This is a genomic window from Enterococcus sp. AZ188 (genome assembly GCF_050544075.1).
GTDB lineage: Bacteria > Bacillota > Bacilli > Lactobacillales > Enterococcaceae > Enterococcus_D > Enterococcus_D entomosocium.
This window is the reverse complement of record NZ_CP172943.1, coordinates 1,815,488-1,834,002: the sequence shown is the minus strand read 5'-3', so window position 1 is coordinate 1,834,002 and position 18,515 is coordinate 1,815,488. Positions and strand designations below refer to the sequence as shown.

The 18,515-nt window shown below is 42.3% G+C and carries 18 protein-coding genes; 14 read left to right on the top strand and 4 right to left on the bottom strand.

The annotated features are described in order from the left end of the window. The first annotated feature begins 118 nt into the window (after nucleotides 1–118). The 10 genes from nrdR (at nucleotide 119) to IGI86_RS08505 (ending at nucleotide 8,918) form a co-directional block, all read left to right on the top strand. The gene (gene nrdR / locus IGI86_RS08550) at nucleotides 119–589 is read left to right on the top strand and encodes a transcriptional regulator NrdR (RefSeq protein ID WP_005226004.1); all 471 of its coding nucleotides are present in this window, start codon (nucleotides 119–121) and stop codon (nucleotides 587–589) included. Nucleotides 590–602: 13 nt separating this feature from the next. Then, on the top strand, nucleotides 603–1,979 hold the full coding sequence (locus IGI86_RS08545) for a replication initiation and membrane attachment family protein (protein ID WP_301389206.1): 1,377 nt from the start codon (nucleotides 603–605) through the stop codon (nucleotides 1,977–1,979). Beyond that, nucleotides 1,979–2,911, top strand: a complete 933-nt coding sequence (dnaI, locus tag IGI86_RS08540; protein ID WP_008380067.1) for a primosomal protein DnaI — start codon at nucleotides 1,979–1,981, stop codon at nucleotides 2,909–2,911. The genes IGI86_RS08545 and dnaI overlap by 1 nt, the downstream gene beginning before the upstream one ends. A gap of 23 nt (nucleotides 2,912–2,934) precedes the next feature. After that, on the top strand, nucleotides 2,935–3,393 hold the full coding sequence (locus tag IGI86_RS08535; protein ID WP_429947616.1) for a hypothetical protein: 459 nt from the start codon (nucleotides 2,935–2,937) through the stop codon (nucleotides 3,391–3,393). 95 nt (nucleotides 3,394–3,488) lie between these two features. Continuing rightward, the gene (locus IGI86_RS08530) at nucleotides 3,489–4,184 is read left to right on the top strand and encodes a tRNA (adenine(22)-N(1))-methyltransferase (RefSeq protein ID WP_429947615.1); all 696 of its coding nucleotides are present in this window, start codon (nucleotides 3,489–3,491) and stop codon (nucleotides 4,182–4,184) included. Continuing rightward, nucleotides 4,181–5,299: a Nif3-like dinuclear metal center hexameric protein gene (locus IGI86_RS08525; protein WP_430617931.1), complete on the top strand. Its 1,119-nt coding sequence runs from the start codon at nucleotides 4,181–4,183 to the stop codon at nucleotides 5,297–5,299. Before IGI86_RS08530 ends, IGI86_RS08525 begins: the two co-directional genes overlap by 4 nt. Before the next feature lie 11 nt (nucleotides 5,300–5,310). Then, nucleotides 5,311–6,543, top strand: coding sequence for a peptidase T (gene pepT, locus IGI86_RS08520; RefSeq protein WP_430617930.1), 1,233 nt, complete (start codon nucleotides 5,311–5,313; stop codon nucleotides 6,541–6,543). Between the two features lie 101 nt (nucleotides 6,544–6,644). After that, a complete protein-coding gene (locus IGI86_RS08515; RefSeq protein WP_016611838.1) occupies nucleotides 6,645–7,553 on the top strand; it encodes a diacylglycerol/lipid kinase family protein in 909 nt (302 codons plus the stop codon). A gap of 33 nt (nucleotides 7,554–7,586) precedes the next feature. After that, nucleotides 7,587–7,859 (top strand): DUF1294 domain-containing protein, encoded by a 273-nt coding sequence (locus IGI86_RS08510; RefSeq protein WP_005235800.1) that lies wholly within the window; start codon nucleotides 7,587–7,589, stop codon nucleotides 7,857–7,859. Nucleotides 7,860–7,886: 27 nt separating this feature from the next. Next, the gene (locus tag IGI86_RS08505; protein ID WP_430617929.1) at nucleotides 7,887–8,918 is read left to right on the top strand and encodes a lysylphosphatidylglycerol synthase transmembrane domain-containing protein; all 1,032 of its coding nucleotides are present in this window, start codon (nucleotides 7,887–7,889) and stop codon (nucleotides 8,916–8,918) included. Between the two features lie 39 nt (nucleotides 8,919–8,957). Here IGI86_RS08505 and IGI86_RS08500 read toward each other — a convergent pair whose 3' ends face one another. Beyond that, nucleotides 8,958–10,484: an ABC-F family ATP-binding cassette domain-containing protein gene (locus IGI86_RS08500; RefSeq protein WP_034872663.1), complete on the bottom strand. Its 1,527-nt coding sequence runs from the start codon at nucleotides 10,482–10,484 to the stop codon at nucleotides 8,958–8,960. A 307-nt stretch (nucleotides 10,485–10,791) separates the two neighbouring features. Here IGI86_RS08500 and clpB point away from each other — a divergent pair, with 307 nt between their 5' ends. The 4 genes from clpB (at nucleotide 10,792) to lepB (ending at nucleotide 16,791) form a co-directional block, all read left to right on the top strand. Beyond that, on the top strand, nucleotides 10,792–13,395 hold the full coding sequence (gene clpB, locus IGI86_RS08495; protein WP_042890726.1) for an ATP-dependent chaperone ClpB: 2,604 nt from the start codon (nucleotides 10,792–10,794) through the stop codon (nucleotides 13,393–13,395). 167 nt (nucleotides 13,396–13,562) lie between these two features. Beyond that, nucleotides 13,563–15,104 (top strand): ABC transporter permease/substrate-binding protein, encoded by a 1,542-nt coding sequence (locus tag IGI86_RS08490; RefSeq protein ID WP_061054205.1) that lies wholly within the window; start codon nucleotides 13,563–13,565, stop codon nucleotides 15,102–15,104. After that, the gene (locus IGI86_RS08485; RefSeq protein WP_005235811.1) at nucleotides 15,101–16,054 is read left to right on the top strand and encodes an ABC transporter ATP-binding protein; all 954 of its coding nucleotides are present in this window, start codon (nucleotides 15,101–15,103) and stop codon (nucleotides 16,052–16,054) included. The genes IGI86_RS08490 and IGI86_RS08485 overlap by 4 nt, the downstream gene beginning before the upstream one ends. 167 nt (nucleotides 16,055–16,221) lie before the next feature. Further along, nucleotides 16,222–16,791: a signal peptidase I gene (gene lepB / locus IGI86_RS08480; RefSeq protein ID WP_060792036.1), complete on the top strand. Its 570-nt coding sequence runs from the start codon at nucleotides 16,222–16,224 to the stop codon at nucleotides 16,789–16,791. 59 nt (nucleotides 16,792–16,850) lie between these two features. Here lepB and IGI86_RS08475 read toward each other — a convergent pair whose 3' ends face one another. From IGI86_RS08475 to IGI86_RS08465, 3 genes are all read right to left on the bottom strand, one after another. Continuing rightward, nucleotides 16,851–17,036, bottom strand: coding sequence for a hypothetical protein (locus IGI86_RS08475; RefSeq protein WP_005226019.1), 186 nt, complete (start codon nucleotides 17,034–17,036; stop codon nucleotides 16,851–16,853). A 276-nt stretch (nucleotides 17,037–17,312) separates the two neighbouring features. Continuing rightward, nucleotides 17,313–17,978: a hypothetical protein gene (locus IGI86_RS08470; RefSeq protein ID WP_008380055.1), complete on the bottom strand. Its 666-nt coding sequence runs from the start codon at nucleotides 17,976–17,978 to the stop codon at nucleotides 17,313–17,315. Beyond that, entirely contained in the window at nucleotides 17,979–18,464 is a 486-nt protein-coding gene (locus IGI86_RS08465; protein ID WP_010748216.1) for a nucleoside 2-deoxyribosyltransferase, read from the bottom strand. Between the last annotated feature and the right edge of the window lie 51 nt (nucleotides 18,465–18,515).

Genomic DNA, 18,515 nt, shown 5'->3' with positions numbered 1-18,515 from the left:
TGAACAGAATAAACCACTTTGGCTATTGTACCAATGGATTTCATGTTATAATTAATCATAGAAACCGATGACTTTACGTGAAAACGTAAGCGCATAAGAGAGAAAATGAGGTGGAACTATGCAATGTCCAAAATGTCATCATAACAATTCGAGGGTAGTTGATAGTCGACAAGCCGATGATGGACGTGTGATTCGCCGTCGTCGTGAGTGCGAAAATTGCGGCTATCGCTTTACAACATTTGAACGTATTGAAGAGGCACCCTTGCTTGTGATCAAGAAAAATGGTGCCCGTGAAGAATTCAACCGAGAAAAAATTTTACGGGGCTTGATTCGTTCTGCTGAAAAACGACCAGTGACAATGGATCAGATGGAAACAATCGTCGATCATGTGGAAAGTCGTGTCCGTGCTCTTGGTGAAAATGAAATATCTACGACACAAATTGGTGAGTATGTGATGGAAGATCTAGTTGATTTAGACGAGATCGCTTATATCCGTTTTGCCAGTGTATACCGCCAGTTTAAAGACATGTCAGTTTTCTTAAAAGAACTACAAGACATCGTCGAAAAAGCGAAAGAACCACAAGAATAGAGGGGGACAACAAGTGGGCAATAGTTTACCGAATCAATCGTACAAAGTGTTCAAAAGCCGTCCACTTACAACGGAAGGGAAAGACGCCCTCATTTATTTGTATCAACCAATTATTGAAAGTGATGCTTTAGCGCTGTATTTGACACTAGCAAGCGATGTCCAAGCCCAAAGCATTTCTGGCGAGGAGTCGATGACGACCGTGCATCTAGATATCTTGAATGCCATGAATGTCGGAATGCCTCGCTTCATAAAAGCCAAGCAAAACCTAGAAGGTATCGGCTTGCTGAAATCATATGAAAAAGCAGATTTGCAAAACGGATCCTCCTATCTGTATTGGTTGCAAGAACCGGTCCATCCAGCAGCGTTTTTTCAAGATGAATTGTATGCCTATCTGTTGTTGGAAAGAGTCGGAGAGCGTAAATTTAATCAGCTGGTCAAGCTGTATCAGCCAAAGCAGTGTTCCTTGACCGATTATCAGGAAGTGACTCAATCCTTCTCAGCCGCCTATGGGTTAAATACCGCACGTTTTGCTTCCCATGAAGAAACGTTACAGGCAGTCAGTGATTCTTTTCAAGAAACCAATGCGAACTTGGTGCTTGACGAAAAGCAGTTGGATTGGGACTTTCTTTTATATGAAGCGCAGCGTCGGTATATCCGTGCCGCTAATTTCACGCCAAGTTTTCGACAAAAGTTAGTTCTATATTATTCCTTATATGGCTATGATGTGTTGGAATTGTTGGATTTGATGGCGGACAATGTTTCTTTGACAACAGGCGAGGTCGACCAGAAAAAGCTGGAACAAGCCATCATGAAGAAATCACGACAAACATTCACGAAAACATCAAAAAGAGAAGATCCCCAAGCGGAAAGTCAGTTGCGCCGCTTCAATACCTTAAAACAGAATGGTTTTTCAGAAAATGATGTATTATTGATTCAAGAAAGTGAGAACAATGCACCGATCGCTTTTCTAAAGGCGATCAAAGCGGAGAAAAACAGTTTCATGACGGATTCAGAACAATGGCTGATCAAGAGCCTTGTCGAACGGTCACCATTGCCTAATAGTGTGATCAATGTTCTGGTTCATTATGTCTTGGTGGTCCAAAACAATGCCGCTTTGTCAGGGAATTATGTGAACAATATCGCCGCCCAATGGTCAGAATTAAAAATCGGCACGGCAGAAGATGCCATCAAACATGTTCGGAGCCTTGTTCGAAGTGCCAAGGAAAAACGCAGCCGACCACAAACTAGTGGCAAAAAAATCATTCGCGAAGAAAAGCTGCCTTCTTGGGCTGAAAAACCAGTGGAAGAGACAGCCTTAACACCAGAGCGACAAGCAGAATTAGATAAAAAACTGCAAAACTACTTGCATAAGAAAGCTGGTGACAAGTAATGGAAGATGTAGGGAAAAACTTAGGAAAACTATTGGATAAACGCAATTACCGTGATCAGTTTTCAGCAATGATGGCAGAGGTTTTACAAGATCCTGATGTCAAAGCGTTTATTGCCGAAAATGAAGAGGTATTGACCGAAGCAGATATTCAAAAAAGCTATGCGAAACTGTATGAGTTCGTCCAAGAAAAGCGGAAATTCCGCATCAATGATCCATCCATGATCGCACCTGGCTATGAGCCGCGCTTAGCATTAAATTTTCATTTTATTGACGTCACCTATGTACCAACGAAAGAACTACTGGCATATCAAAAACAAGAAGAAATTCGCAGTCGCATCAAAGCGATGGATATGCCTAAAGATATACAAGAAGCAAGTTTTGCAGATTATCAGCAAACGCCTGGCCGAATGGAGGCCATCGCAGCTGCCGTTGATTTTATTAGTGAGTTGACAGCCAATCCACAGGAGTTTCATAAAGGACTTTACTTTGTGGGAAGTTTTGGGATCGGAAAAACCTATCTGCTTGGCGCGATCGCCAGAGATTTAGCGGAGGCAGGCTACACGACGACATTGGTTCACTTCCCGACATTTGCAGTAGAGATGAAGCAAGCAATCGGCAAAGATCAGGTGGGGGATAAGCTGAACGCAGTGAAAAAAGCCCCAATCTTAATGATGGACGATATCGGTGCTGATGCGATGAGCAGCTGGATTCGCGACGAAGTCTTCGGTGTCATATTGCAATACCGCATGCAAGAACAACTGCCGACCTTCTTTACTTCGAATTTTACTATGCATGAGTTGGAACAGCATCTTTCGGTGACGCAACGAGGTGAATCCGAACCATTAAAAGCCAAGCGCATTATGGAACGTATCCGTTATTTGACACAAGAAATTCAAATGACTGGTAAAAACCGACGAAATGATGGCCAATAACTGACTATTACTGGAGGAAGAAGATGATGACAAAACAGGTAATAATAGGATTATCCTTTGCAGCAATGCTGCTTTTAACAGCTTGCGGCAATCAGGGAAACAGCGCTGCAAATGGGGAGACTGGAACTTCTAAAACTAGCGAGCAGACCAGTTCCGTATCAAATAGTACATCAGAAACGGAAACAGCCGCAATTTTTACTGGTGTTATCCAAGAAGATGCGATAGCAGGATCGGATGATACCTTTTCACTCTTTTTGAAAGAGGTGGCGGCAGTGGAAGATGACGATCAAGTCGTCCAAAGTTTTCAAAATGATGGGGTCATCCTACATGTCCCAGTCGAGGCTTATTCAGGAGATCTGGAGGAATTGACGGAAGGTGCTACCGTCCAGGTGACGTTGCAAGGCATACCGATCATGACGATGTCGATCCCACCGCAAATTCCCGGTAACTCGATTCAAAAGGTTGAATTAGTGAACGATTAATGCAATGTGCGCCTTGGCAATGGCACCACAGTCAAGACGCACATTTTTTTCTATTTATGGAAAGCGTGTTATACTACAAAAGAAGGAGTGACAATATGAACGAACATGCATTATCGGATCGTTTGGCTTGCGTGGGCGAACAAATTCCCGACCAAGCACGTTTCGCCGACATCGGTTCCGACCATGCTTACTTGCCTGTTGCATTGATGCTGCAGAACAAAATCTCTTATGCTGTAGCTGGAGAAGTTGTTCAAGGACCTTATGATTCTGCCAGCAAACAAGTGCGTAAGAACGGGTTAGCTGATAAAATCGTGGTTCGCTTGGCAGATGGACTGGACGCGATTCAACCTGAAGACAACATCGACACCGTTGTCATTGCTGGAATGGGCGGCACACTGATACGTTCGATTTTAGAAGAAGGTAGCCGGAAAAATCGCTTAGCGGGAGTCAAACGCTTGGTCTTACAACCGAATGTTGGGGAACGGACTTTGCGAGAATGGCTCGTTAGCAACAACTTTATAATCATTCATGAAGTACTTTTAGAAGAAAACGACAAAAACTATGAAATTATCGTTGCGGAAACTGGAAAAACGACGTATACGTCCCAGCAATTATTTTTTGGTCCTTTTTTATTAAAAGAAAAAAATCCAGTTTTCCTTAAAAAATGGCAACATGAATTAAAGCAACGACAACGCGTCATTAAAGAGTTAGAGAAAGCCAAAGAACCACCTGCTGAAAAAATCAATGAATTAAAGGATCAGATCGAAAGGATCAAGGAGGTGTTGGCATGATTTCTGGTCAAGAATTTATCAAACGCTTTGAAGCATACTGCCCTTTGTGGTTGGCAGAAGAAGCCGATCCTGTTGGTCTACATGTTGGCACATTAAACAAACCGCTCGAGCGAGTCATGATGACTCTTGATGTACGTCCAGAAGTGGTTGCAGAAGCCATCGAGAAAAAGATCGACTTGATCATTGCCAAACACCCACCGATCTTTCGGCCTTTGAACCGCTTGCTGACAGATGATCCACAACAAAAGATGCTAATGGATCTCGTCAAGCATGATATTGCCGTTTACGCCGCCCACACCAATATGGATATTATTGAAGATGGTTTGAACGATTGGTTTTGTGAACTATTAGAAGTTGAACCCGACACGTATTTGAAGCAAACCCATCAAGTAAAAATGAAGAAGCTAGCTGTTTTTACCCCTGTTGAATCGGCACCAGCGTTACGAAAGGCATTAGGTAAAGCAGGTGCTGGTCAGCAAGGCAATTACCAAAATACCAGCTATTCCTTGATTGGCACCGGTCGCTTTACGCCACTGCAAGCGGCACATCCTGCCATTGGTGAGATCGGAAAAGAAGAACAGGTGCAAGAAGCGAAGATCGAAGTCATTTTTCCAGAAACGATCGAGAAAAAGGTGCTTTCGGCAATGATCGCTGCTCATCCTTACGAAGAGCCAGCTTATGATCTGTATGCCTTAGACAATTTGCCGAAAACCTATGGAATCGGACGGGTTGGCAACCTCGCTGAGCCTCTTTCCCTTGATCAGTTTGTCGAACGTGTCAAAGAGCGCTTTGGTTTGACTGCTTTACGCCTCGTCAGCTTTCCTGGTGCACCTGAAAAAATTCAGCGAATCGCCATTTGCGGCGGCAGTGGCCAATCGTTTTATTCGGATGCCTTACGCCATCAAGCGGATGTGTACATCACTGGCGATATCAGTTACCATTTCGCCCATGACATGCAAGCCAATGGGTTGATTGGGATCGATCCAGGGCACAATATCGAAAAGGAATGTATTCCTCGGTTTATTGAGAAATTAAACCAGTGGAAAGCAGAAGAGAACTGGGCTGTGACCTTTGTTCCTTCCACCACTTCAACAAATCCATTTGACTATAGATAGGAGAATCTTTTATGTACGAAAATTTATTGCCTCGCTTTTTGAATTATGTAAAAACAGAAACTCGCTCTGATGCGACAAGCACGACAACACCTTCTACCCAAACACAGGTCGCGTTTGCCAAAGAACTGCAAAAAGAACTTGAAGAATTAGGATTAAGCGATGTTCATTACAATGAATCAAATGGTTTTGTGATCGCAACATTACCAAGTAACGTGGATCATGACGTACGCTCCATCGGTTTTATCGCCCATATGGATACTGCCGATTTTAATGCAGAGAATGTTGATCCGCAGATCATCGAAAATTACGATGGCGAATCAACCATTAAATTAGATAAAGAAGGAAAATACATATTAAATACAAAAGATTTTCCGAATTTAAAAAATTATGCTGGGGAAACCTTGATCACTACTGATGGTACTACTTTATTAGGTTCTGATGATAAGTCAGGTATTGCAGAAATCATGACAGCCATGGAAATTTTACTTAAAAACCCAACGATCAAACATGGGGAAATCAAAGTCGCATTTGGCCCTGATGAAGAAATTGGGGTTGGTGCAGATAAATTCGATGTTGAAGATTTCAATGTTGATTTTGCGTATACAATGGATGGCGGTCCAGTAGGAGAATTGCAATACGAGACCTTTAATGCGGCGCAAGCTGAAATTACGATCCAAGGAAAAAATGTCCACCCTGGAACTGCTAAAGACACCATGATCAACGCTTTGCAACTAGCAGTCGATTTTCAAAATGCGCTACCGGCTGATGAAGTTCCTGAGAAAACCGAAGGGACAGAAGGGTTCTTCCATTTGATGAGTCTCAGCGGCTCAGTAGAAGAAGCGAAAATGGCATACATTATTCGAGACCATGACCGGACCCGTTTTGAAGAAAGAAAAGCACAATTATTAGCGGTTCAAGAAAGCTTGAATGCCCGCTTTGATGAACCGAGAGTACACGTTCATCTATATGATCAATACTACAACATGAAAGAAATCATCGAAAAAGATATGAGTATCATTGATCTAGCAAAAGATGCGATGGAAGCAGTGGGAATCACTCCGATAACAGAACCTGTTCGTGGTGGAACCGATGGCTCGAAAATCTCCTATTTAGGGATTCCAACACCGAATATCTTTGCTGGTGGAGAAAATATGCACGGACGTTATGAGTTCGTCTCACTACAATCAATGATGAAAGCGACCGATGTGATTGTGAAAATCGCCGAACTGAATGCTCAAGCATAAACGTTGATTTTTGATTTGTTGGAATAAATGAAAAACTCTTGGGCTGGGAACTCTTCACGCAGGTCTTGCGTAAGACCCGGCCTTTTTAGGATGTGAATAGGATGAAAATTCTCGTTTTATACAATGATACAGCGGGGAAAAGTGAAGCAAAAGAAACAGCAGAAAAATTCCAAGCCTATGTGAAAGAACAAGGCGAAGAGCATCAAGCGTTCTTGCAGGCCTCAAATCCAGACGTGGATCCCAAAGACGTTCGAGAGGCTGCCGAAAAACACGCAGTCGATACGATTGTGATTATTGGTGGAGATGGGACGATCCATCATGGATTGCAAACCTTTAAAGAAAAGTTAGATGTGTTGAAGGTCGGCATCATTCCTGGTGGAACCGTAAATAATTTTGCCAGAATGTTGGGGATACCGGTGAAGCCCGAAGAGGCCTTCGAGACGATCTTAACGGGGGTTGAGCGATCGATCGACTACGGGACGGTCAATGATCAAGTCATGATCTCGACCATGACCATTGGTCTTCTGGCAGATACCGCCGCAGCCACTTCCCAAGAAGAAAAACAGCAATATGGGCCGTTAGCGTTTATGAAACGGTTCATTCATCTGTTGATCAAAAAGAAACAATACAAATTAGAAGTCATTGCTGACGAACGGAAATGGCAGGGGAAAACTCAATTACTGACGATCGTCATGTCGAATTCAGCAGGTGGGTTTAAGAACTTCGATGAAGAAGCAAAGCCTGATGACGGATTGTTTCATATCATTCTTTTGCCAAAACTGAATATTTTACGATTTATTTTGTATTTACCAAGAATTATTCGTGGTAGAATTGCCAAAGTACCAAGTGTTGAATATTTCACTGCCGCAAAGGTCTCAATAAAGGCCAAAGAAAAAACGGTTCATACTCGAACCGATGGCGACCCAACGGATGATCTACCGATTGAGATGAAAGTTATCAAACATGGTTTGACGATGCTGGTACCTGAAGAAGCACAAGAATCAAAATAATGATCCCTACGATCAATCATATGGAGGAAATGGATGAATGCACTGATTTACAATCCATTGTGGTTTTATTTAATTGCAGTCAATCTTTATCTTTTCTGTCTGATGGGGTATGATAAATATCAGGCAGTGAAACAAGGTTGGCGGGTTCCCGAAGCAAATCTCCTTTTTATGGGGGCGATTGGCGGAGGATTAGGCGGTTTAATTGCGCAACGCGTATTTCGCCACAAAACAAGAAAGAAGAAGTTTCACCTCTTTTTTGCTTTTGGCACCGTTTTTGCTATCCTGCTGATGGTCTTTTTTGCATAAATTCGGTATAACAAGCAAGGAGTTAATATGAAAACTAAAGTGAAGTTCGCCCTTAATTTACTTTTACTAGTAGGGATTCTGGGTGTGATGTATTTTTTTGTCCGTAACTCGATGATGGATATTTTGGCGGGGCTAAGAGAGACCAGCTTTCTCGTCGTCTTACTGGTTATGGGGCTTGGCACATTGTACCTAGTGATTGAAGGACGAACAGTCAAAGAGATTGCCGTGACTTTCCAACCGGAATTCACAACCAAGGCGGGGTTTCTGACCGTCTGTTACAGTGGTTTTTATCGGATTGTGACGTTTGGGGCAGGCACCTTAATCTCAGAGGTGAATTTTTACCGTAAAAATGGCTTGCAGTTGTCACAGGGCGTTGGGGTCACCACCTTACACATGGTGATGTATAAGTTCGCCATATTGACTTATGCAATCGCTGGGTTGATCATTCAATTTTCGCTATTCTATGACAATGCACCCAATATGATTTGGGTAATTTTAGCGGGGATCGTACTCGTTTTTTTGATCATTGCCGCTTTGTTAGCACTTTCGGTCAGCATCAACATTCAAGTCTTTTTCGTGATCGTCAGCAATAAGCTGTTCAAAAGTGCGACATTAAGAGGAATCGTTGACAAATGCAACACCCAAATTTATTCTTTACGAGAAACAGTCAATGCTATCATTACCGACCGCACCGCTTTCTTGCGTATCTATTTGTGGAATCTTTTGAAGATGCTGCCTTGGTATGTGATTCCTTATGTGATTCTTGTTGTGCAGCATCCAGAGATCGATTTCTTGTTGACGTTATCCTTCATCAGTTTTGCCGTCGTCTTGTCCGGGGTGATTCCAACACCGGCAGGGATCGGATCATTTGAATTTATTTATATGCTGCTTTTTAGTCCATTAGTTGGCACGGTCGATGCTGCGTCTTCCATGCTACTGTACCGTTTAGCAACATTCATTTGGCCCTTCATAATTGGTTTTGCTTATGTAATGAAAGAAAAACGCAAAGATATTAGCCAAGAGTTGACTGAATTAAGAAAAGAAAAAGTGGAAAGTTAAAAACACGCTTATCTTCGAGTAGAGGATAAGCGTGTTTTTTTAGTCTTTCAAATCAATGATCCGATCAACAAAGGATTCATAAAACTCGCCTTCATGGGAAACGATCAAAACTGTTCCAGGAAAGGCCGCTAGGGTTTCTTCCAAATTGTTTTTCGTATCTTGATCGATATGGTTGGTCGGTTCATCAAGAATCAAGAAGTTACTTTTGATCAACATCATTTCGGCTAGTTTGACTTTTGTCTGTTCACCACCACTTAATAGCTTCAATTCTTCTTGGGCTAATTGGCTAGGTAAACCTGCCCGAGAAAGTTGCCGTCGCAATTCTTTGTTGGTGGCCTTCGGAAAAAGATCCTCAAGGTATTGAAGAGGGGTCTGCAATGGATATTCCCAGTCAAGGTCTTGAGAAAAGTAATTGAATTTTGTATGCTGTGGGTAAGAAACGGATCCCTCAATTGCTGGGATCACACCAAGAATCGTTTTGATCAATGTTGATTTACCGATCCCATTAAATCCCCGTATAGCAATTTTTTCGCCATAGCGGATCGTTAGGTTGATCGGGGAGAGTAATGGCTTTTGGTCGTATCCAATGACTAGATTGGTGGTTTCCAAGGCCAAGGTGGTAACGATTGGTGCCAAATCAAATCCTAAATGGGGTTTAGGGACATCTTGCGGTGGGGTCAAACGATCAATTTTTGCCAACTGTTTTTCACGACTCTTTGCCATCGTTGAACGAGAACCAGCTTTGTATTTACGAATATAGCTTTCGGTTTTCTTGATATGCTCTTGTTGTGCTTCGTATTGCTTCATATAGCTTTCATTTTGCAGCGTTTTTAGTTTTAATGCTTTGTCCAAATTCCCCGTATACTTAGAAAGCTTGCCAAATTCGATATCAATGATATGGGTCGTGATTTCGTTAAGGAATTGACGATCATGAGAAACGACTAAATAGGTACCGGTAAAGTCCTGTAAAAACTCAACCAGCCATTTGATATGCTCATCATCTAAGTGGTTGGTCGGTTCATCTAAAATCAGCATGTCGGGTTTTTCTAGCAGCATTTTTGCCAAGATCAGTTTTGAGCGTTGACCACCACTTAAAGAAGCGAGGGGGGTATCCATTCCGAGAACCGAAATACCTAACCCTTCTGCTAGATCATCGATCAATGTATCCATTTGGTAGAAATTTCCTTGATCCAATTGATTTTGCAATTCGCCCGCTTTTTCTAAAAGCTTATCGTCGAGGCTTTCGCCATAAGAAGTATAAAGATCGGCAATCTGTTGCTCTTTTTCGAAGTCTTCTGCAAAGGCAGAGCGCAAAAAATCACGGATCGATTGCGTTTCATCAACATTGACGTATTGATCCAAATAGCCCATTTTCAAATTTTTCGGAAATTGGACGAAGCCATCATCGGGGAGAATTTCTCCTGTAATGATTTTGATTAAAGTACTTTTGCCAGCGCCGTTCCGTCCAATCAAACCGACTTTTTCACCACGGTTGATTTGAACGGAAACGTCTTCGTAAAGCAATTTGTCGCCAAATTGTTGGCTAATATTCGTTAATGTTAACATCATTTCCTCCATATAAAAAAGCTGTAAACAGTAGACGTTACAGCTAAGTAGATAATCTTACTGAATAAAAATCGCCAAAAAGCGATCAAAACGATCAGGAAAATCGATTGTTCCTGACCAATCAGGACCTAGCATACCATTGCTGCTTCCCATCTGTCAATTTTCATGAAAGAATACTGAAAAAAATCTTGATGTTCGAGGGAAAACTTTTGACCATTACTGACCAACGTTGTATAATAGAAGAGTAGAAAAAAGGATACTGCTTGCAGCGTACTTTTTTCTGACTACCATTTTGGGAGGGAAAAGTATGAACCCAGAAAAAATGACGACTACATTACAAAGTGCTATCGCTGAAGCCCAGCAGATTGCCATGACCCGTCACCATCAAGAAATTGATATTCCGCATTTATGGAAGATTTTATTGCAAGCCAATCAATTCGGCCGCAATTTTTACACGGACACAGGTCTCGATGTCGATGCTTTTGAAAAGGAAGTCGACCGACTATTAGATGAACTGCCTTCGGTTGAAGGAGGAAATGTTCGTTATGGTCAATCCATGAGTCAAAATCTGTTTCATCTTTTGTCTGAGGCAGATCAATTAAAAAATGAATTTCAAGACGAGTATCTTTCCACAGAAATCGTCCTTTATGCGTTGATGAAATTGAAAAATCATCCATTGACGGTGTATTTAAAGAAACAAGGAATCAGCGCGAAAGAAATCAAGCAAACGATCGAAACATTAAGAGGAGGGGATCGTGTGACCTCACAAAATCAAGAAGAACAATACAAAGCTTTAGAAAAATACGGCGTTGACCTGGTGCAACAAGTCCGCAGCGGAAAAATGGACCCAATTATCGGACGAGACGAAGAAATTCGCGATGTGATTCGCATCCTTTCTCGGAAGACAAAAAACAATCCCGTTTTGATTGGTGAACCAGGAGTTGGTAAAACAGCCATCGTTGAAGGATTGGCACAACGGATCGTGCGAAAAGACGTCCCAGAAAACCTAAAAGACAAAACGATCTTTTCTCTGGATATGGGTGCCTTGATCGCAGGTGCTAAATTCAGAGGTGAATTTGAAGAGCGTTTGAAAGCTGTCTTACAAGAAGTGAAAAAAGCCGATGGACGCATCATTCTCTTTATTGATGAGATCCACAATATTGTAGGTGCTGGTAAGACGGAAGGCAGCATGGATGCTGGAAACTTACTGAAACCAATGCTGGCACGGGGAGAATTGCATACGATTGGCGCAACCACCCTTGATGAATACCGTCAATACATGGAAAAGGATAAAGCTTTGGAACGTCGTTTCCAAAAAGTGCTGGTACAGGAACCAACCGTTCAAGATACGATCTCAATTTTACGTGGGTTGAAAGAACGGTTCGAGATCCATCATGGCGTCAACATCCATGACAACGCGCTTGTTGCAGCGGCTACCTTATCTGACCGTTATATCACGGACCGCTTTTTACCAGACAAAGCCATCGATTTGATCGATGAAGCAAGTGCCACGATTCGGGTGGAAATGAATTCGATGCCTACTGAGCTCGACCAAGTTACCCGTCGTTTGATGCAACTTGAGATCGAAGAAGCCGCATTGAAAAAGGAATCCGATGATGCATCGAAAAAACGCTTAGGCATTTTACAAGAAGAATTGGCGGAATTGCGTGAAGAAGTCAATACCATGAAAATGCAGTGGGAAACGGAAAAAGAAGAAGTCAATGCAGTTTCCAACAAACGGGCAGAGATCGATAAAGCCAAGCATGAGTTGGAAGATGCTGAAAATAACTATGATTTGGAACGGGCAGCTGTTCTTCGTCATGGGACGATTCCACAACTGGAAAAAGAACTAGCTGAACTGGAAGAAAAAAATCAAGATGAAGGCATTCGGATGGTCCAAGAATCAGTGACCGAAAATGAGATTGCCCTAGTCGTTGGACGTTTGACAGGGATTCCTGTTGCGAAATTAGTGGAAGGCGAACGGGAAAAACTGTTGAAATTAAATGAGACCTTGCATCAACGAGTGATCGGACAAGACGAAGCCGTCGATGCCGTCAGTGATGCCGTCATTCGTTCACGAGCTGGCCTGCAAGATCCAAATCGACCATTAGGTTCCTTCTTGTTCTTAGGTCCGACCGGCGTCGGTAAGACCGAATTAGCGAAAGCGTTGGCGGTCAATCTCTTTGATTCAGAAGAGCATATGGTTCGGATCGATATGAGCGAATACATGGAAAAACATTCGGTGTCTCGCTTAGTCGGTGCCCCTCCAGGCTATGTAGGGTTTGAAGAAGGTGGCCAATTAACTGAAGCTGTTCGACGCAATCCATACACGATCGTCTTATTGGATGAGATCGAAAAAGCCCATCCTGATGTTTTCAATATCTTATTACAAGTGCTTGATGATGGCCGTTTGACAGATTCAAAAGGGCGAGTCGTTGATTTCAAAAATACAGTCTTGATCATGACTAGCAATATCGGCTCTCAAGTCTTGCTAGATGGCGTGACCGCAGAAGGGACGATCCCAGAAAACGTTGCTGAAAATGTCCGTAATCTCTTGAGAGGGCATTTTAAACCAGAATTCTTAAATCGGATCGACGACACGATTTTGTTCACACCGCTTAGTCTAAACGATGTGACAGGCATCGTCGACAAGATCATCGCACAGCTGTCACAACGACTGGAAGTCCAAGATATACTGTTGACGATCACTGAAGAAGCCAAACGCTGGATCGCTGAAAATGCTTATGAGCCAGCATATGGTGCGCGACCTCTCCGTCGGTTTATCACGAGAGAAGTCGAAACCCCATTGGCAAAAGAAATCGTTGCTGGCAGAGTCTTACCAAAGACCCAAGTCACGATTGAATTATTGAACGAACAGCTGGTTTTTGAAAATACGCCAATTACCGAGTAATAAAAAGATAAAAAATGGATAAATGCAAAACGATGGTTGCCGTTTCATTGGCAGCCGTCGTTTTTTTGCCGCTCAACATAAGACAAAAAAGTTCCCCTTGCTTGTTGTTTGGAGGAAATTCGCACTTCGATTATACTGTTCTTATGGAGTAGGAGAGGAATGAAAAGATGAATACTTTTTTTGAAACGTTGAATGAGCGAAAAGGGGAATTGCTGACAGCTGTCTTTGAGCATTTGTCATTGTCGATCATTGCGCTGCTGGTGGCGATCGTTATTGCTGTCCCGTTAGCCATTTGGCTGGTTAATCATAAACGGGCAGCGGAAGTCGGCCTACAAATAACGAGTGTGCTACAAACGATTCCATCACTGGCACTGTTAGGTTTATTGATTCCATTTGTGGGGATCGGAACGCCGCCTGCGTTGATCGCACTAGTTATTTATGCGTTATTGCCGATCTTTCAAAATACCTATATTGGCCTTTCGGAGATCGATCCATCAATCGAAGAAGCTGCGGCGGCATTTGGTATGTCTCGGATGCGCCGATTGATCAAAGTCGAATTGCCGATTGCCTTGCCTGTCATTATTTCGGGGATTCGCACGGCGTTGGTCTTGATCATCGGAACAGCGACTTTAGCCGCTCTGATTGGCGCTGGTGGGCTAGGTTCCTTTATTTTGTTGGGGATCGATCGGAATGCCCCTGAATTAACGTTGATCGGCGCGATCGGGTCTGCTTTACTGGCTATTATTTTCAGTACGTTGATCCGTTATCTACAACACCTGAAACCGCGCTATACCTTGATTACGCTGGCAGCGATCATCTTGCTGATTGGCGGCGTTTCTTTTTCACAGAGCGGATTTTTCGCGCCGAAAACCATTACCATAGCTGGGAAGTTAGGGTCTGAACCTGATATCTTGATCAACATGTACAAAGAATTGATTGAGCAAGAAGATCCTGATGCACAGGTTGAATTGGAACCTAACTTTGGGAAAACTTCTTTCTTATTCAGTGCTTTAGACAATGACCAAGTCGACATTTATCCAGAATTTACTGGAACTGTGTTGGAGAGTTTAGTGGATGTACCGGAAAAAACCGCTAGTCAAAAACTTGACTCTGACGAAACCTATACCGAAGCAGTCAATCTGTTAAAGGATCAGTTTGAGATGACCTTGCTTCAGCCGATGGCGTATCAAAATACCTATGCGTTGGCTGTGAAAAAAGAATTTGCTGAGGAAAATGGACTAACCACGATCTCTGATTTGAAGAAAATCGAAAATCAAATCAAAGCCGGCTTTACCCTCGAATTCATTGATCGGACGGACGGTTATGCGGGCATCCAAGAACTCTATGGGCTAGATTTTCCAAGTGTCCAAAGTATGGAACCAGCATTGCGTTATCAAGCCATCAATAATGGCGACATCAATCTACTGGATGCCTATTCCACGGACAGTGAATTGCGTCAATATGGCTTAGTTATTCTAGAAGACGATCAAGAACTATTTCCACCTTATCAAGGAGCGCCTTTGATGAAAGAAGCCTTTGCCAAGGAACATCCAGAAGTCGTCCGTGCATTGGAAAAGTTGGCAGGTAAAATCACCGAAGAACAAATGAGTGAAATGAATTATCAGGTCAATGTCGAAGGAAAAAATCCAGCAGAAGTCGCGCGTACCTTCCTGATAGATGAAGGATTAATTAAGGAGGGACAAGAATGACACCAATTATTGAATTTAAAAACGTCAGTAAAAAGTTTGATCAAAAAATAGTGATCGATCAATTAGATCTGAGCATCAATAAAGGGGAAATCTTTGTTTTGGTCGGTCCTTCTGGGAGTGGGAAAACGACGACTTTGAAGATGATCAACGCGTTGTCAGAACCAACGGATGGCGATATTTACTTCAAAGAAAAACGAATCAAAGAATACAATATCCAAAAAATGCGTTGGCAAATGGGGTATGTTCTCCAACAAATCGCCCTGTTTCCGACAATGGATGTGAAGCAAAATATTGAAGTAATCCCAGAGATGTTAGGGTGGTCGAAAAAAGATCGCTCAGAAGCCGTGGATCGTTTGCTGACACAGGTCAAACTTGACCCAGAGCAATACCGCCATCGAATGCCTAAAGAGTTGTCAGGAGGAGAACAGCAGCGGATCGGGATTTTAAGAGCGTTAGCTGCTAACCCAGAAATTATTCTGATGGACGAGCCCTTTAGTGCTCTTGATCCAATTTCTCGAAATTCCTTACAGGAGTTAGTCCTCGATTTGCACCAAGAGCTTGGGACGACGATTATTTTTGTCACGCATAACATGAAAGAAGCGGTAAAACTAGGTACGCGCATTGCTGTCATGAATCAAGGGAAGATCGTCCAATGTGATACACCGGAAGTGATTGTCTCGCAACCAAAAACTGCTTTTGTGAAAAGTTTTTTTGAAGAGACCGGTGAAGACGAAGCAAAACTGGTCACTGCAGGGGATTTGATGCGGATGAACTTTTTCAGCGATGAAGTCAACCCAGTGGCTCCTCAAATCGCTGCATCTACTACTTTAAATGAGTTGTATACCTTATTTGCAACTCATGACACGGTAGTGATTGAAGAAGAGCAGAAACTCGTAGGGAGTCTAAGTCGAAAAGATGTGTTTGCTTTCTTGAGTCGTGATCGAACGTAAAAGGTTCTTTATGGCCACTAGAAATGTCATATTTTTTTAAAAATCGATGATTTCTCTTGCTCAATGTAAAAATTCCACGTAAGATTGAGGAAGATATCTTTTGTCAGAATGCCAGAAACGAGCTTTGATAATGACAAAAGATGCAGTAAAGGAGCGAAAGAGCAGCTATGGTAAAAATCCTAAAAGAGAATTGGTTACTGCTTTTCTTTATCGTCGCCGTGGTTCTCATCCGTTTGTTTGTCCTGACGCCAGTTCAAGTCAGTGGCCATTCTATGGATCCAACTTTGGCCGATAAGCAGCGTTTGATTGCATCAAAAATTTCTTCATATGACCGCCAAGACATCGTGATATGTGTTGAACCAGATGATCCAAGCAAAATCGCTGTCAAGCGGCTGATTGGTTTACCCGGTGATACGATTGAGATGAAAGATGATGTCCTAACAATCAATGGAGAAGTATACGAAGAACCCTATTTAGATGAGTTTAAAGAGAAATTTGCGGACGATCAATTACAAGACGAATATTCTTATCGCGAAATGTTTCAGCAGATCGCCGCTGGTGCAGAACACTTTACCGACGATTTTACGGTAACTGTTCCTGAAGGCAGCTATTTTGTGATGGGAGACAATCGTTTGATCTCTCGGGACAGTCGTAGTTTCGGGGTCGTAACAGAAGATCAAATGGAGGGGAAAGTGCTGCTGCGTTTTTGGCCTTTGAATCAAATCAAACTTTTCTAACCACAAAAAAACATTCTTGCCAATGCAGCGAAAACGCCGCAACTGGCAAGAATGTTTTTTTAGATGACCCAAGCGACAAATGCAACCATTGAAAAGAACATTGTCCAAACCGCAATAATAGCTGATGCGATAAAAATAATTTTGATTGATAAAGGTTGGACAAATTTTCGGGCATCTTTAGAGAACGCATAGGTGATCGATGAAAAAATCAAGCAGCATAAAATAAAAAACACTGTTAGAACCATAAGCCTCTCCTTTACTGACGCAATGTCAAATGAATAATGTAATTATAACAGACCATGGTTTTTTGGGGAAATAAAAATGATTAAACGAGGGAATTTTCTTGTAGTTGTAACCGTTTTATAGGGAAGTGTAAGAAAGGTCGAACCTTGTTAGACAGCGAAATTATAAAAATAAGCCGTGTTATTTAAGTATTTTTATAAATTTTTCTTTATCAATAAAAGAACAAAAGAAAAAAGCTTGTTGAAAAACGATGGTTTCAACAAGCTTTTAAAGGTTGGTTATGATAATTTTTTAATCCGATAACTTTCAAAGTAATCAGGTTTGCCTCGTCCTTGAACATACGCGATCACGCCCATCAAAGCAGCACCAATCGTGTTGGTTAGTAAATCGCCCATCGTATCCATCAATGCTTCACGACCAATAAACGGGGTGCCATCTAAGGTTGCATAACGTTGGAGATTCATTCCACCAACAGAGTCGCAGATGAATTCCCAAAACTCCCAGAAAACACCACACAAGCCAGCAAAAGCAAAGCCCATCAGTAAAAATAACCAAGGCGAAACTTTTGAAACGGGCACTTCTTTTAGTAAGAGACAGATCAATCCATAGCCAACAGCCGTCAAGACCATAGGACTCACCGCATGTAGAATTTTATCCCAGAAAGCAATGGTTTCGATCAAATGTAAGATCGTCCCCATGAATACGGAGATCAGCAAGAAAAACCAATAAAAGTAAACGGTGGCATTTGGTAGCTGGATTTTTAAGAACTTTTTACTCATTTCTGGGACAAAGATCAATAAAATCCCAAGCAATGCTTGACCCAAGAAAATCAGTCCTTGTGTTTGCGGATAGACGCCACGGAAAAATTCCCACAAAGAAAAACAAAACACGAGAATACCGAAAATAGTGAATACCTTTTGCAGTCGCTGATAATTTTGCCCCATTTAGTTGTCCTCCGAAAGATAGTCTGCTAAGCCAGCTAAAAGGGCTGCTTCAGAGGAATAAATCTCACCGTTTAGCTTGATCAAACCCACCGTATAAAGATTGACATAGTGGAACTGATTTTCCGCAACGGTTTGTAATGCTGCCAGCTTTTGCTGATTGTCGGCACCTTGTTGGCGACTATCCGTATAAAGCCCTAAAACAGGAATGCCTTTTGCATAGGCGACGCCGATCTCAGAGGCAACCCCAGCATCGATGGTCAAACCATCCAGCAAAGCGATCATCAAATCGCTTTCCAGTACTTTTTCGGTATCTGCCAACGCAATCATTTTGCTATCCGCGTAGGCGGACTTATCATTGATCGCGGCATTTTCTTGAGGTAAATAAATCTCCAGCTGCGGATACTGCTGACGAATCGACGCAACAAGTTCGGCGTTGTAGCGGAGGTCACTAGCAGCAAACAGGGGAGCAGCAAAATATAGTTTCATTCAAAAACACTCCTTAATCATTCATAGTTGTACGTTTTGTTGATTCGTTGT